We start from the raw sequence: 14,250 nt of genomic DNA on the forward strand, positions 1-14,250 counted from the left end.
GCCCTCCATGCCCGGCAACGCCCTCTATACCGATTTGTCGGGTTACTACGATCTGATGTGCGCGGATATCGACTACCCCGCGCAAAGCCATTGTGTGCAGCGTTTGCAGCAGCTGTTTGGCAACGGTGGTAAGCGCCATTTGGATCTGGCCTGCGGCACGGGCCCGCACGTGCGCCACTTTATTGATGGCGGTTACCAGAGCGCCGGCCTTGATATTAACCAACCGATGCTCGACAAGGCCGCGTTGCGCTGCCCTGAGGCGCAGTTCTCCCAGCAGGATATGTGTGGCTTTAGCGTGGGCGAGCCGCAGGATCTGATTACCTGTTTCCTCTATTCCATCCACTACAGCGCCAGCATTGCGCGGCTCAAGGAATGCATCGCCAGCGTGCATGCAGCTCTGGCGCCAGGCGGGGTGTTTTGCTTTAACGCGGTGGATAAACAGCAAATCGACAACGCCCTATTTGCCTCCCACAACGCCCAGCATGGCGCCGACCTGTTTAGCTTCAGCTCCGGCTGGCATTACGCAGGCACTGGCGAGCAACAAACCCTGCGCCTGCGTATCGAACGCACCTTGGCCGATGCCACCCAGGTGTGGCACGACGAGCACCCCATGGTGGCGGTGAGCTTCGCCGAATTGCAGGCGCTGCTGCAGCCGTATTTTGAGGTGCATGTGCTGGAACACGACTACCAAAAACTGGTGCCGTGGAATACCCGCAGCGGCAACGCGTTGTTCGCTTGCGTAAAAGTCGATGTGCCGGCCACGGTGATTTAACCAAACCCCCAGGGCTTGCCGGATCGGAGGGGGCTTAACCAATCTACCGTTATGGCTTGCCAGCGGTGGACAAGCTTCGCGTTGTCCACCCGACGCGAGAGCGTGCGGCCCGTAGGGTGGAGGGCGCTTCATCCCTCCACCGTTGCATGCATGAAACTAGCCACGCTATTTGCCAGCGCCATGCTTATAAATCTGGCTTTGGCTGTTGGGCTGGTGCGACGGTTATGGGCGGCCAACGCTAGACAAGCTTCGCGTTGTCCACCCTACGCGAGGGCGTGCGGCCCGTAGGGTGGAGGGCGCTTCATCCCTCCACCATTGCATGCATGACACTAGCCACGCTATTTGCCGGTGTCATGCATATAAATCTAGATTGGGTCGTTGGTTGGCGCGAGCGTATGGGCGGCCAACGCTGGACAAGCTTCGCGTTATCCACCCTACCCGAGGGCGCGCGGCCCGTAGGGTGGAGGGCGCTTCATCCCTCCACCATTGCATGCATGACACTAGCCACGCTATTTGCCGGTGTCATGCATATAAATCTAGATTGGGTCGTTGGTTGGGGCGAGCGTATGGGCAGCCAGCGGTGGACAAGCTTCGCGTTGTCCACCCTACCCGAGAGCGTGGGGCCTGTAGGGTGGATGACGCTTCACCCATCCACCGTTACACACATGCAGCTATCCACCCATGCAGAGCCGCGCATATCTAGGCTATTGGCTTGTGCTCAATTTGGCTTGACCAGGCGACTCAGTAATCAAACTCAAGCCTGAGTTTGACCTCAGCCGCCCTAACGCCACGCCATATAAACGCCTAATGCGATCAAACCGATAAAGAAGCAGCGGCGGAAGGCGATTTCGCTGATATGCCGGCGTAGGTGTTGGCCGAAGAACATCCCCACCAGCGCGGCGATTAAGGCCACCACGCATTGGCTGTAATCGAGCTGCGCCAGCGCATCGCCCTTGGCTAATTGCAACGCTAGGCCGATGGTCGAGGCGGTAAAGGCCAGTCCTAGGGCCTGTACCAAGTCGTTCTTGTTTAATTGCAATGCCTGTAAATACGGCACGGCTGGAATCACAAAGAGACCGGTGGCGGCGCTAATCGCGCCAGTGATATAGCCCATGATGGGGGATAACCAGCGCTCATGCCGGCTCGGATTCGGCGCCGCTTTGGCGGCTAGCCCCCACAGGCCATACGCCACAATCACCCAGCCAAGGGCCGCTTGGGTCCAGCTGGAGCCAGAGTTTAACGAGGGCAGGGGGCTGACCAGGCTGCCGAGGATGATCGCCGCGTTCATGGTCCATAGGCGTTTGAACAGGCGGATAAAGTTGGGCCCGATCAGCAGTTGCCAGAGGTTAGTGACCAGCGACGGGATAATCAGCAGGCTGGCGGCGACGCTGGGCGGCATCACCACGCTGAGCAGACCCATGGCGATGGTGGGCAGACCCAAGCCAATTACGCCCTTAATCAGGCCCGCGAGCAGAAACACCAAAATAATGATCGTCATCAGGGAGCGCCTTAGGGGATGCGTTGGGCTGCAAGCGAATGGGCTAGTCGAACATTTGCACAATGGGCAGGAGTGGGGCTGCGCGTCGTTGGACGGCGAAGCGCTTTTCTGAGCGCTGCGCGGGTAATTTGCTGTACGCGCTGTGCCTTGTCCAGCTGGCTTTCTGTGTGGAACCTTGCGCAGGACAGATGGCAGGTGCTGTCTCCAGGGAGTGTCTATACCGTGGGGTGGAGGACGCTATATCCCTCCACCGTTGGCGGCATGTACATAGCTGTAGTGATGCAAATTCCCCGACGGGCTTCGGTTGGCCGTGTCCCTTAGCGGTCGCCGTACTTAGACGCTTGGGCGCATTTGGTGGTGGACAAGCTTCGCGTTGTCCACCCAGCCATGGCTCTTGTGCGGGGTAGATGAGGCTTCGCTTATCCATCTGTCTCGCATACCACTTTCCGTGCAATTGGTTTAACCCTTAGCGGGCCAAATCAGCGGTAGTACCTGTTCGCGCAGCAGCGGGGCGAGGGTGGCGGGTAATGGATCGGTCGGCGCCAACCAGCGCAGCTCCTCCAACTCGGCGGCGGGGCTTACGGGGTGTGGCAAGTCGGCTTTAAACAGGCTGGCCTTGATCCAGGTGTCCGCTTCGTTGGCCGCCGCAGCGTGGAACTCACCGAGGTAGCTGAAGGCGTCCTCCGGCAGGCTGAGATTGAGCTCTTCGCTCAGCTCCCGAGTTAAGGCTGCGAGTGGCGCTTCACCCGCCTCGGCTTTGCCGCCAGGCAGCATAAAGGCGTGGGTGTTGCGTTTACGGACCAAGAGCAAGTGGCCGTGGTTATCGAATAAGCACGCGGCAGCGATAGTGAGGAGGGTCGGTGGCATAGACAGGGCATTCATCGAGGCGGATTGAGGGCGCGTTAAGGTAGTCGCGAGGCGTGCACCGGGCAAGCCATGCAGGGCTTATGCACGGGCCAAATCGAAGACCGGCGCCTTATCCGCAGCCAATTTGCCACCCAGTACGTGCAGCTGTCGTAGGGTGGAGGATGCTTCACTCCTCCACCTTAACTCCAACAAAGCCCGGCAAACCTTGCAGGATATAAACATCCACACAGGCGTTTATTCAGTAATGCCTTGATCATCCAGCAGTGGGTCGCCGCACCAGTCGTTCGAATATAGACCCATGCGTACGGCGCGGTGGAAGCTGGAGTAAGGCCAGTCCATTAGCCGTTGCACATGGCCGTGTTTGAGCGGGTTGTAGTGAATGTAATCGAAGTGGCGTTGGTAGTCGTGATCGTCACGGATCAGGTGTTCCCAGTAGCGGCGTTGCCAAATGCCGCGTTCATTGCGGCGTTGTTGGTTAATGGTGCGGGGTTCGCTGGCGGGCAAGCGTTTGGCGAAGGCAAATTTGATCACCTGCCAGCGCCGGGCAAAGTCCGCATCGCCCGGCGGTAGCGTCCACAGGCAATGCATATGTTCGGGCAGCACGACCCAGGCATCGATATGGAAGGGATAACGCGCGCGAGTGGCGCGTACCGTTGCGCGCAGCAAATCGATTTCTCGCACCAATAGATCGCTTGTGCGGTCGTGCAAATTAACCGTAAAAAAGTACGTAGCCCCAGGCACGCGGGCACGGCGGTAATTGGGCATGTGGGCTCATCCTTGAGCGCTGCGGATATTGACCATGGTGGACAAGCTTCGCGTTGTCCACCCTACGGGAGATTGCGCCCACTTGCATGGGCGGGGCTCAATCCAAACTACTCGTTTGAGATGGCTTTTGTAGGGGGGGGGGGCGCTTTACCCCTCCACCGTTTGGTTGTGTGGATATCCGGGCTACTCGCTCGTTTGAGATGGCTTTTGTAGGGTGGAGGACGCTTTATCCCTCCACCGTTTGGTTGTGCGGATATCCGGGCTACTCGCTACGGGGCGCAGGTCTCCGGGCTAATCGCTCGCTACACGATGATTACTTGATTTTTTTTATTATTTTCTCCAAGAGATCCTTTGTCTCCTCAGTTTGGAGGGTGGCAATACCAGTACAGAAGCTAAAAATGGCTTGTTCGCGAGAAAGCCCGAGAAGCTTTCCTATTTCATGGAACTCATTATGCTTTCCAGCTGCTATTCCGGAATCTATTATTTCGGTTAGGTTAGATTCTTCGGTTTGAGTGAGTTTGGATGTTATGCTGATATTTTTTTTGTTTAAATCTAGTATCCACAGCTCAGGCCATGAATTTCCGGGCAGATAGCTTATGTTTTCTGCAAACCATTCTTCGAATCCGTCTTCAGCTTTCTCGGATGTTTTTAGCGTGTGCTTTTTATTGTGTTTTTCTTTTTGCTTTTGATCTCCGTCAAATACAACAAGTATGTTGTTTTTTTTGCTCCTGTTGAATTCGGCTGCCAGTTGTACGCATAGAGCTGATGATGATCCGATATTTTCTATTCTTACTCTTGATCTTATCTCGCTTGGTAATATTGTTGATACTAGGATCTTAGCCACATCATCTTCAACAAGAATTAATAGCTCGCTAGAATTCTGAGCGCTTAATTTAGCGAAAGCTAGCTCTGCAGAAATTCCTGTTGTTGCTCTTGTGTTCCCCCCAACACGCTCTATAAAAATCCTCGCTTCATCTGGTAGGCATTCGAAGACTTCTTTCGAGTGAGTTGTACAAATTATTTGGCACCTCTGCTCTAGACATACGTTCTTTAGCTTATTGATGAATCTTTTCTGGGCTTCGATATGTAGCCCTAGCTCTATTTCGTCAATAACAAATAGCGCACCCTCTGGGCAGCTATATATGGTTGAAAATATTTCAAATAAGGCATTCTCACCTGCGCCCATGTTGAATCCCGAGAAAACGACTCCAGAACTTGAAGCGATTGGTAGGCGGTATTTTGAGTGGCTGGTTAGCTTGAAATGGTCGTATTTTCTATTAAGTATATATCCAACAATTTCTTTAACCTTGATTTCCCATTCTTTGGGACCTGTGCTGGAGAAGTATCTCTTGTAGCTTTTGGATTGGCTCTTTTCGCTGTGTGGTACTATTCTTTCTATTCCGACAAATACAGTATTTCGTTTAACTCGTGTTCCATATTCGTTCCACTTCCCCTTTTTTTTAACTCGCAATTGATAGCCGATGCCCTTACCATCTGGTGAGCTTGGGGTCTTGCGCCAATTGTCGTGGGCGATTCTGTAGAGGATTTCTATTCCGCTAGGAGGAATCTCTTCTTTGTGTTGAATAAAGAAGTCAGCAAAAGTGTAGTAACTTTGCTTTCTGTTTGGGGCTTTGAATCCATCTTTTTTATTATGATATGCGCAGCAGGCGATTGCTAAAATCGTCGACTTGCCAGATCCGTTTTTTCCAGCTATTGCTGTAATTGGAAATTCGAGCGGTAGATTAAGTGATGAGAGGCCTCTGATATCTCCGGTCTTTATTTGGATTTCCCTGAGGTGGGCATGTGTTAAGTCATGCTTAAACCATCGCCTTAATTCTCTGTCTTTATTACTCTCAAGATATCTCATTCTTTCATCCATAAAAAACCCCGCACTAGGCGGGGTTCTTATTTGGTAGTTCCCCTACAACCAAGTCAGGTGTAGGACGAACGTACAATAGTGGCGCTTTGGAATCAATCCCAGCTCAGCGCACCACCAGTCTGATACTCAATCACGCGGGTCTCGAAGAAGTTTTTCTCTTTCTTCAAGTCCATGATTTCGCTCATCCATGGGAATGGGTTGCTGGTGCCTGGGTATTGTTCTGGCAGGCCGATCTGGGTCAGGCGGCGGTTGGCGATGAATTTGAGGTAGTCCTCCATCATCGAGGCGTTCATGCCCAGTACGCCGCGTGGCATGGTGTCGCGGGCGTATTCGATTTCCAGTTGGGTGCCCTGGAGGATCATCTGAGTGGCTTCGTCCTTCATCTCGGCATCCCACAGGTGTGGGTTTTCGATCTTGATCTGGTTGATCACGTCGATACCGAAGTTCAGGTGCATGGACTCGTCGCGCAGGATGTATTGGAACTGCTCGGCGGTGCCGGTCATTTTGTTGCGGCGGCCCATGGAGAGGATCTGGGTGAAGCCGCAGTAGAAGAAGATGCCTTCCAGTACGCAGTAGTAAGCGATGAGGTTACGCAGGAACTGGCGGTCGGTTTCCGGGGTGCCGGTTTCGAACTTCGGATCGCTGATCGAACGGGTGTATTTGAGGCCCCAGCTGGCTTTTTTGGCTACCGAGGGAATCTCGTGGTACATGTTGAAGATCTCGCCTTCATCCATGCCCAGCGACTCGATGCAGTACTGGTAAGCGTGGGTGTGGATCGCCTCTTCGAAGGCCTGGCGCAGGATGTACTGGCGGCACTCGGGGTTGGTTATCAGGCGGTATACGGCCAGCACCAGGTTGTTAGCCACCAGGCTGTCGGCGGTGGAGAAGAAGCCTAAGTTACGCATGACGATGCGGCGCTCGTCTTCGCTCAAGCCGTCTTTGCTCTTCCACAGGGCAATGTCGGCGTTCATGTTGACTTCTTGCGGCATCCAGTGGTTGGCGCAGCCGTCGAGGTATTTCTGCCAGGCCCAGTCGTACTTGAATGGTACGAGTTGGTTGAGGTCGGCACGGGCGTTGATCATTTGCTTGTCGCCGACGTGTACGCGGGCGCTGGCGCCGGCCAGATCGTCGAGGCCTTCCTGGATATCCAGTTCGTTGAGCGAGGCCTTGGCGCGGGCTACCGCGGCCGAGTCGTTGGCGTCGATGGCGCGCGCTTGCTCAACGGAGCCGGCTGCGTCGCTGTCCAGTGCATCGGTATTGCCCTGTTGTGCCGCAGCGGCCGCTTTAGCGGGGGCTGCGCCTTCTTCAGGTTTGTCGAATTCGTCCCAGCTCAGCATGTGGTGTTCTCCTGATCGGGTGCCGGCGTGGCCGGTCATAAAAAGTATAGGTGCATGAGTGCACGCAAAAACAAAGTCTGTGGGCTTCGAGCTGCTGCGCTGCGAGAAAGCAGGCGCGCTTAAAGCGAATTCTTAATCTAGCGATCTGGCCAGCGTGGAGCTGAGCGAGCGCTAAGAGAAATCTTTTAACTACACAGTTCTATACGGCGTTTGCCAGAGCGAGTCAGCGCTAGGCGCCTGCTTCGCCGAAGCCCCTGAGCGTACGCCTGTACGTGATGGGGTTCGGCGGGGCTGGCAACACCGCGCGGGCCGCTCTGGCGAGCGCCCCTACCTTATTGGCAGGCTTCGCAGTCTGGCTCGTCGATGGCACAGGCCTTCGGTACGGGAGCGGGACCTGCGCTGGTGAACTCGCTGCTCGGCGCCTGCGGCTTAGCTTGCAGACCTTCGCTGTTGCCACCGCTGGATACCGCGTTGAGCTTGCCGGTGTTGATGGTCGACTTCTCGGTGCTGGTGGCAGCCAGGGCACGGAGGTAGTAGGTGGTTTTCAGGCCACGGAACCACGCCATGCGGTAGGTCACGTCGAGTTTTTTGCCCGATGCGCCGGCGATGTAGAGGTTCAGCGACTGCGCCTGGTCGATCCACTTCTGACGGCGGCTGGCGGCGTCGACGATCCACTTGGTCTCCACTTCAAAGGCGGTGGCGTACAGCTCTTTGAGGTCTTGTGGGATGCGTTCGATCTGCTGCACGGAACCGTCGTAGTACTTCAGGTCGTTGACCATGACCGAGTCCCACAGGCCGCGTGCTTTGAGGTCGCGTACCAGGTAGGGGTTGATCACGGTGAACTCGCCGGAGAGGTTCGACTTCACATACAGGTTTTGGTAAGTCGGCTCGATCGACTGCGATACGCCAGTGATATTGGCGATGGTCGCGGTCGGTGCGATGGCCATGATGTTGGAGTTACGAATACCTTTCTTCACGCGCTCGCGGATCGGTGCCCAATCCAGGGATTCGCTCAGGTCCACATCGATGTACTTCTGGCCACGGGCTTCGATCAGGATCTGCTGCGAGTCCAGCGGCAGGATGCCTTGGCTCCACAGCGAACCTTCGAAGGTGGAGTAGCTGCCGCGCTCATCGGCCAGGTCGCACGAGGCCTGGATGGCGAAGTAGCTGACCGCTTCCATCGACTTGTCAGCAAACTCTACCGCTGCGTCGGAGCCGTACGGGATGTGTTGCAGGTACAGGGCGTCTTGGAAACCCATGATGCCGAGGCCAACCGGACGGTGCTTGAAGTTGGAGTTCTTCGCTTGCGGCACGCTGTAGTAGTTGATGTCGATGACGTTATCGAGCATGCGCACCGCGACCTTGATGGTCTTCTCCAGCTTGGCGGTGTCGAGCTTGCCGTTAACGATGTGGTTCGGCAGGTTGACCGAGCCCAGGTTGCACACGGCGATCTCATCCTTGTTGGTGTTCAAGGTGATTTCGGTGCACAGGTTGGAGCTGTGGACCACGCCGACATGCTGCTGCGGGCTGCGCAGGTTGCATGGGTCTTTGAAGGTCAGCCATGGGTGGCCGGTTTCAAACAGCATGGAAAGCATTTTGCGCCACAGGTCTTTGGCCTGGATGGTCTTGAACAGCTTGATCTTGCCTGGGTACTCGGTCAGGGCTTCGTAGTACTCGTAGCGCTCTTCGAAGGCTTTACCGGTCAGGTCGTGCAGATCTGGCACTTCGCTTGGGCTGAACAGGGTCCACTTGCCGTCGTCGAAGACGCGCTTCATGAACAGGTCAGGAATCCAGTTAGCGGTGTTCATGTCGTGGGTACGACGACGATCGTCACCGGTGTTTTTACGCAGCTCGATGAACTCTTCGATGTCCATGTGCCAGGTTTCCAGGTAGGCACACACGGCGCCTTTGCGCTTGCCGCCCTGGTTAACCGCAACGGCGGTGTCGTTGACCACTTTGAGGAACGGCACCACGCCTTGGGATTTGCCGTTGGTGCCTTTGATGTAGGCGCCCAGCGAGCGTACTGGGGTCCAGTCGTTACCCAGGCCGCCAGCGAATTTGGACAGCATGGCGTTGTCGTGGATGGCGTTGTAGATGCCCGACAGGTCATCCGGCACGGTGGTCAGGTAGCAGCTGGACAGCTGTGGACGCAGGGTGCCAGCGTTGAACAGGGTCGGGGTCGAGGCCATGTAGTCGAAGGACGACAACAGGTTGTAGAACTCGATGGCGCGCGCTTCTTTATCTTTCTCTTCAATCGCCAGGCCCATGGCCACGCGCATGAAGAACACTTGCGGCAGCTCGAAGCGGATGCCGTCTTTGTGGATGAAGTAGCGGTCGTACAGGGTTTGCAGGCCCAGGTAGGTGAACTGCTGATCGCGCTCGTGGTTGATCGCCTTGCCGAGTTTCTCCAGGTCGAAGGTGGCCAGTTTCGAGTCGAGCAGTTCGAACTCGATACCTTTGGCGATGTAAGCCGGCAGAGCCTTGGCGTACAGCTCAGCCATCTCGTGGTGGGTGGCGCTGGTGGCGACTTCGAGGAAGCTCAGGCCTTCGGCGCGGATGTTGTCCATCAGCAGGCGGGCGGTCACGTAGCTGTAGTTCGGCTCACGTTCAACCAGGGTACGGGCGGTCATCACCAGCGCGGTGTTGACGTCGCTTTGCGCCACGCCGTCGTAGAGGTTTTTCAGGGTTTCTTTCTGGATCAGCGCGCCATCGACTTCGGCCAGGTCTTCGCAGGCTTCGCGGATGATGGTGTCCAGGCGGCCCATGTCCAGCGGCGCAACGCTGCCGTCGGCGTGGGTGACGCGGATGCTCGGGTGTGGCTGGGCGATTTCAGAGCCACCGGTTTTGCGCGCCTGGGTGCGCGACTCACGGTAGATCACGTAGTCGCGCGCGACTTTCTGCTCGCCGGAACGCATCAGAGCCAGTTCAACCTGGTCCTGGATTTCTTCGATGTGGATAGTGCCGCCCGAAGGCATACGGCGCTTAAAGGTGGCGGTGACTTGTTCAGTCAGGCGCTCAACGGTTTCATGGATACGCGACGAAGCGGCAGCAGTGCCGCCCTCAACAGCGAGAAAAGCCTTGGTGATGGCAACAGTGATCTTGTCGTCGGTGTACGGCACCACGGTGCCGTTACGCTTGATCACACGCAGTTGACCTGGCGCGGTGGCGCTCAGGCTCTGACTGTCATCGCTGGCCTGCGGCGCATTGGCCTGCGGGTTCTCGCGGGAGGTGTCGGTATGCATAAAAGTCTCCATGTTCTGTATTTTTTAGTAAGGCGTCTTGCCGTCAACCACTGTGGCGATTGCCATTCATTCCATTTCAACAATGCCGCTGCTCAGCCATAGGCTGGGCGCGGGACTTGCAAACTGGGCAGGGAAGGTACGACTAAGGCGCCTTCCTGGCTCAAAAGTCACGCATTGAGGCGTTTGTGCCTCAACTACTACATCTAGTGGTGTCGTCGCGTGGGCGGCTACACCGGAGTTCGTTTCCCAGCGGCACAGACGGCGCCGCTGGTTTTATAAAGCTATGGCTGTTGCAAAGAGCGTTTCAGGCAACCAGTGACAGGCTGGGATCAGGCCCTGTGCGTTTCATTCTTGTTGTGTCAGGTGTGCCGGCTAAACCCAATATGTGGTGGGTGTTGCGTAATTGGCATACAAGATAATGCGCTGGGTGCCCTATTGCAAGTTGATGACTGGCGAATAACTTGTGGATAACTTGTGGGTGCATTGTGCGCTGAGGCCGGGTTTTTCCGCCTAGCCCGCATCACTGCTGGCGTGCGCCGCTGGTCGCGTGTTACTGGGCTTTTTTCGGTGATTTTCAGGACGTGCACTAGCTCTCATCTCGACACTAGATGTAGGGGCTGGTGCGGCTGAAAAGAACGTTTATTGCAAGGGCTTTTTTAATAAGTGGTATCAACGCCTTTGCTACGCAGGCCGGGGCTCATTGTTACAATGTGCGTCGTTTTGATCGGCTTTGGAGTTGGCTGTGGAACAACCGGTGTGGCGCATTCTTATTGTTGAAGATGATCAACGGTTGGCGGAGCTGACTCGCGACTACCTGCAGAGCAATGGCCTGGATGTGGCCATTGAGATGGACGGCGGCCAAGCGGCGGCGCGCATCATCGCGCAGCAGCCGGATCTGGTGATCCTCGATCTGATGCTGCCCGGCGCCGATGGGCTGACCATTTGCCGCAGTGTGCGCGAGCAATACAGCGGGCCGATTCTGATGCTGACTGCACGTACCGACGACATGGATCAGGTGTTGGGCCTAGAGAGCGGCGCCGATGACTACGTCTGCAAGCCGGTGCGACCGCGTTTGTTGCTGGCGCGCATTCGTGCCTTGCTGCGGCGTCATGACGCGCCCGCCGTACCCAGTGGTGAGCGGCGGCGTTTGCAGTTCGGGGCGTTACTGGTCGACAGCGCCATGCGCGAGGCTTGGCTGGGCGAGCAGAGCATCGAACTGACCAGTGCCGAGTTCGATTTGCTGTGGCTGCTGACCTCCAATGCCGGGCGAATTTTATCCCGCGAAGAAATCTTCAACGCCCTGCGCGGCATCGAATACGACGGCCAGGACCGCTCGATTGATGTGCGCATCTCGCGCATCCGCCCCAAGATCGGCGACGATCCCATGCATCCGCGTTTGATCAAAACCGTGCGCAGCAAAGGTTATTTGTTTGTCGCTGAGGCCGCTGAGGCCCAGCACGGCAGCCCCGGCCTGGCGCCGTTATGAACTCGATTTTCCTGCGCATCTATGGCGGCATGCTCGCTGTGTTGGTGCTGGTGGCGCTGCTGGGTGGCGGTGCGTTACAGCTGCTTAACGAGATGCGCGTCACTGAGTACCGCGAGCGCTTGGCCCAGGGCACCTTTAGGTTGATGGCGGATAACCTGCTGCCGATGGTCGGCATCGAGCGTCAGCGTGCGGTGACGGTGTGGGGGCGCCTGCTGGGGATTCCACTGCGCATTGAGCCTTTGTCCAGCACCGAGCTGGATGGCAGTGCGCGCAATATCTTGCGGCGCGGTCTGGTCTTGGTGCGGCAAACCGCTGTGCACGAGGTGCGCATTTATACGCAACTGGCCGCTGATACCGATCTGCTGCTAGTTGGCGATGTGCAGCAGGTCAGCGAACAGTTAGTGCGCGCCACCAGTTTTTTGATCACCGATGAGTTAGTCCGTTATCCCTGGCAGGAACACCCCCAGCGCTTGGCCGCGCTTAAGCAGGAGAAGCAGTTTGGTTTTGATCTGCACCTGCTGCGCCTCGATCAGGCCGACCTCGACCCCGATCAGCGCCGCCGTGTGGAGGAGGGCGACACGGTGATGGCCCTGGGCCGCGGGGGCGACAGCATCTATGTGTTCTCCGGCATTGTGCAAACGCCATGGGTGCTGGAGATCGGCCCGCTGTATCAGATGAATCCTTACCCTTTGCAGTGGCTGATGCTGATCGGGGCGTTGAGCCTGTGCCTGATCGGCCTGATGGTGTACTTGCTGGTGCGCCCCTTGGAGCAGCGCTTGGGTGACGTGGAGTGCGCCGCCACCGGGATTGCCAGTGGCCGGCTGGATGCGCGGGTGCCCAGTGCCGGTAACGATGCAGTGTCGCGCTTGGCGGCGGCATTTAATGCCATGGCCGAGAACCTGCAGCGTTCTTTGGGCATTCAGCGTGAGATGGTGCGCGCGGTGTCCCACGAGCTGCGCACGCCGGTGGCGCGTTTGCGCTTTGGTCTGGAGATGATCACCGAGGCGCCCAACGCCACGGCGCGCGATAAGTACATGGAGGGCATGGATAACGATATCCAGGACCTCGATAAGCTGGTGGATGAGATGCTCACCTATGCCCGCTTGGAGCAGGGCGCGCCGGCGCTGTACTTCCAGCAGGTGCAACTGCGCCCGTTGATCGAACAGGTGATTGGTGAGCTGGCGCCGCTACGGGCCAGCGTCCAGGTCGAGCTGGGCGCCTCGCAGGACCCGGCGGACGGCAGCGGTTGGGTCGAGGCTGAGTTGCGCTATCTGCACCGCGCCGTGCAAAACCTAGTCAGCAACGCCCTGCGTCACGCCGAAGGGCGGGTGCGCATCAGTTATCAGGTGGATGGCGAGCGCTGCCGGCTGGATGTCGAGGACGACGGCCCCGGCGTGCCGGAGGCGGCGTGGGAGCATATCTTCACGCCGTTTCTGCGCTTGGATGACAGCCGCACCCGCGCATCAGGCGGGCATGGCTTGGGCTTGTCGATTGTGCGGCGTATTGCCTATTGGCATGGCGGGCGGGCGCAGATCAGTCGCAGTGCCACCTTGGGTGGCGCCTGCTTCACCTTGCTCTGGCCACGGCAGCAGGCGCCGAAGGTCGATTAGAACGGCGCCGGGCACTCAAAGCGCAGGCGCTCACCGCTTTGCGGATGAGTCAGGCTGAGCATGCTGGCATGCAGGCACAGGCGCGGGTAAGCGGCCAAGGCTTGCTCGTGGGCATACAGGCCGTCACCCAGCAGCGGATGACCAATCGACAGCATATGCACGCGCAGTTGGTGCGAGCGCCCGGTGATGGGCGTCAGCTCCACGCGGCAATGCTCGGCGTAGCGCTGCAGCACGCGCCAGTAGGTCAGGGCATGTTTGCCCAACTCATGGTCAACCACGTGGCGCGGCTTGGTTGGCGGGTCATAGCGCAGTGGCAGGTTGATGCTGCCGCTGTCCAGTTCCAGCTGGCCCCAGCACAGGGCGGTGTAGGCTTTCTCGGTTTCGCGATCGTGGAATTGCCGCGACAGCTCGCGGTGGCTGTCGGCGTCGCGGGCCAGCACGATAATCCCTGAGGTTTCCCAATCCAGTCGATGGACGATGCGCGCTTCTGGGTAGCCGTTCTCTTGCAGGCGGGTCACCAGGCAGTCGCGGTTGTCTTCCGCGCGACCGGGTACCGACAGCAGCAGGGTGGGCTTGTTGATGACCAGCAAAGCGGCGTCTTGATGAAGGATTTCGATCTGGCTAAGGGGCATGGCAGGTCTTGAATAAGGCGTTGAATGGCGTGTAGCAGGGGCTAGGCCAGGCTACAACGGGGCTAGATAGTGCGCAAAGGCCCAGCGAAAGGCTAGCCGCTGCGGCGATTGTTTTTGCAGTTTAGCGCGGTGGCTGGGGTATAGCCTGCCAAGCCCATGGGC

Annotated in this window: 10 protein-coding genes; 3 read left to right on the forward strand and 7 right to left on the reverse strand. The window is 57.5% G+C overall.

Annotated elements, in window-relative coordinates:
- Positions 1–7 precede the first annotated feature (7 nt).
- On the forward strand, positions 8–772 hold the full coding sequence (locus tag NTD81_RS01725; RefSeq protein ID WP_262178788.1) for a class I SAM-dependent DNA methyltransferase: 765 nt from the start codon (positions 8–10) through the stop codon (positions 770–772).
- A 781-nt stretch (positions 773–1,553) separates the two neighbouring features.
- Here the strand turns inward: NTD81_RS01725 and NTD81_RS01730 are convergent.
- From NTD81_RS01730 to NTD81_RS01755, 6 genes are all read right to left on the reverse strand, one after another.
- Complete coding sequence (locus tag NTD81_RS01730) at positions 1,554–2,270, reverse strand: sulfite exporter TauE/SafE family protein (RefSeq protein WP_262178790.1); 717 nt, start codon at positions 2,268–2,270, stop codon at positions 1,554–1,556.
- A 459-nt stretch (positions 2,271–2,729) separates the two neighbouring features.
- Entirely contained in the window at positions 2,730–3,137 is a 408-nt protein-coding gene (locus NTD81_RS01735; protein WP_262178792.1) for an NUDIX hydrolase, read from the reverse strand.
- A 234-nt stretch (positions 3,138–3,371) separates the two neighbouring features.
- Positions 3,372–3,902 carry an REP-associated tyrosine transposase gene (locus NTD81_RS01740; protein WP_262178794.1) on the reverse strand — a complete coding sequence of 177 codons (531 nt, stop codon included), beginning with the start codon at positions 3,900–3,902 and terminating at the stop codon, positions 3,372–3,374.
- Positions 3,903–4,215: 313 nt separating this feature from the next.
- Positions 4,216–5,781: an ATP-dependent nuclease gene (locus tag NTD81_RS01745; RefSeq protein WP_262178796.1), complete on the reverse strand. Its 1,566-nt coding sequence runs from the start codon at positions 5,779–5,781 to the stop codon at positions 4,216–4,218.
- A 92-nt stretch (positions 5,782–5,873) separates the two neighbouring features.
- Entirely contained in the window at positions 5,874–7,118 is a 1,245-nt protein-coding gene (locus tag NTD81_RS01750; protein ID WP_262178797.1) for a ribonucleotide-diphosphate reductase subunit beta, read from the reverse strand.
- 332 nt (positions 7,119–7,450) lie between these two features.
- A complete protein-coding gene (locus NTD81_RS01755; protein WP_262178798.1) occupies positions 7,451–10,360 on the reverse strand; it encodes a ribonucleoside-diphosphate reductase subunit alpha in 2,910 nt (969 codons plus the stop codon).
- A gap of 742 nt (positions 10,361–11,102) precedes the next feature.
- On the opposite strand from NTD81_RS01755, the gene NTD81_RS01760 reads away from it, so the two are divergent.
- A complete protein-coding gene (locus NTD81_RS01760) occupies positions 11,103–11,846 on the forward strand; it encodes a response regulator (protein WP_262178799.1) in 744 nt (247 codons plus the stop codon).
- The gene (locus NTD81_RS01765; RefSeq protein ID WP_262178800.1) at positions 11,843–13,456 is read left to right on the forward strand and encodes an ATP-binding protein; all 1,614 of its coding nucleotides are present in this window, start codon (positions 11,843–11,845) and stop codon (positions 13,454–13,456) included. Before NTD81_RS01760 ends, NTD81_RS01765 begins: the two co-directional genes overlap by 4 nt.
- Here NTD81_RS01765 and NTD81_RS01770 read toward each other — a convergent pair.
- Positions 13,453–14,088 carry an RluA family pseudouridine synthase gene (locus tag NTD81_RS01770; protein ID WP_262178801.1) on the reverse strand — a complete coding sequence of 212 codons (636 nt, stop codon included), beginning with the start codon at positions 14,086–14,088 and terminating at the stop codon, positions 13,453–13,455. The genes NTD81_RS01765 and NTD81_RS01770 overlap by 4 nt on opposite strands.
- Positions 14,089–14,250 lie beyond the last annotated feature (162 nt).

Origin of the sequence: Pseudomonas sp. 5P_3.1_Bac2, assembly GCF_025465995.1 — a bacterium.
GTDB lineage: Bacteria > Pseudomonadota > Gammaproteobacteria > Pseudomonadales > Pseudomonadaceae > Aquipseudomonas.

Bases quoted from the DNA above. Each gene is read 5' to 3' on its own strand.
- NTD81_RS01725 (WP_262178788.1), top strand. From the start codon at position 8: ATGCCCGGCAACGCCCTCTATACCGATTTGTCGGGTTACTACGATCTG.
- NTD81_RS01730 (WP_262178790.1), bottom strand. From the start codon at position 2,270: ATGACGATCATTATTTTGGTGTTTCTGCTCGCGGGCCTGATTAAGGGC.
- NTD81_RS01735 (WP_262178792.1), bottom strand. From the start codon at position 3,137: ATGCCACCGACCCTCCTCACTATCGCTGCCGCGTGCTTATTCGATAAC.
- NTD81_RS01740 (WP_262178794.1), bottom strand. From the start codon at position 3,902: ATGCCCAATTACCGCCGTGCCCGCGTGCCTGGGGCTACGTACTTTTTT.
- NTD81_RS01745 (WP_262178796.1), bottom strand. From the start codon at position 5,781: ATGGATGAAAGAATGAGATATCTTGAGAGTAATAAAGACAGAGAATTA.
- NTD81_RS01750 (WP_262178797.1), bottom strand. From the start codon at position 7,118: ATGCTGAGCTGGGACGAATTCGACAAACCTGAAGAAGGCGCAGCCCCC.
- NTD81_RS01755 (WP_262178798.1), bottom strand. From the start codon at position 10,360: ATGCATACCGACACCTCCCGCGAGAACCCGCAGGCCAATGCGCCGCAG.
- NTD81_RS01765 (WP_262178800.1), top strand. From the start codon at position 11,843: ATGAACTCGATTTTCCTGCGCATCTATGGCGGCATGCTCGCTGTGTTG.
- NTD81_RS01770 (WP_262178801.1), bottom strand. From the start codon at position 14,088: ATGCCCCTTAGCCAGATCGAAATCCTTCATCAAGACGCCGCTTTGCTG.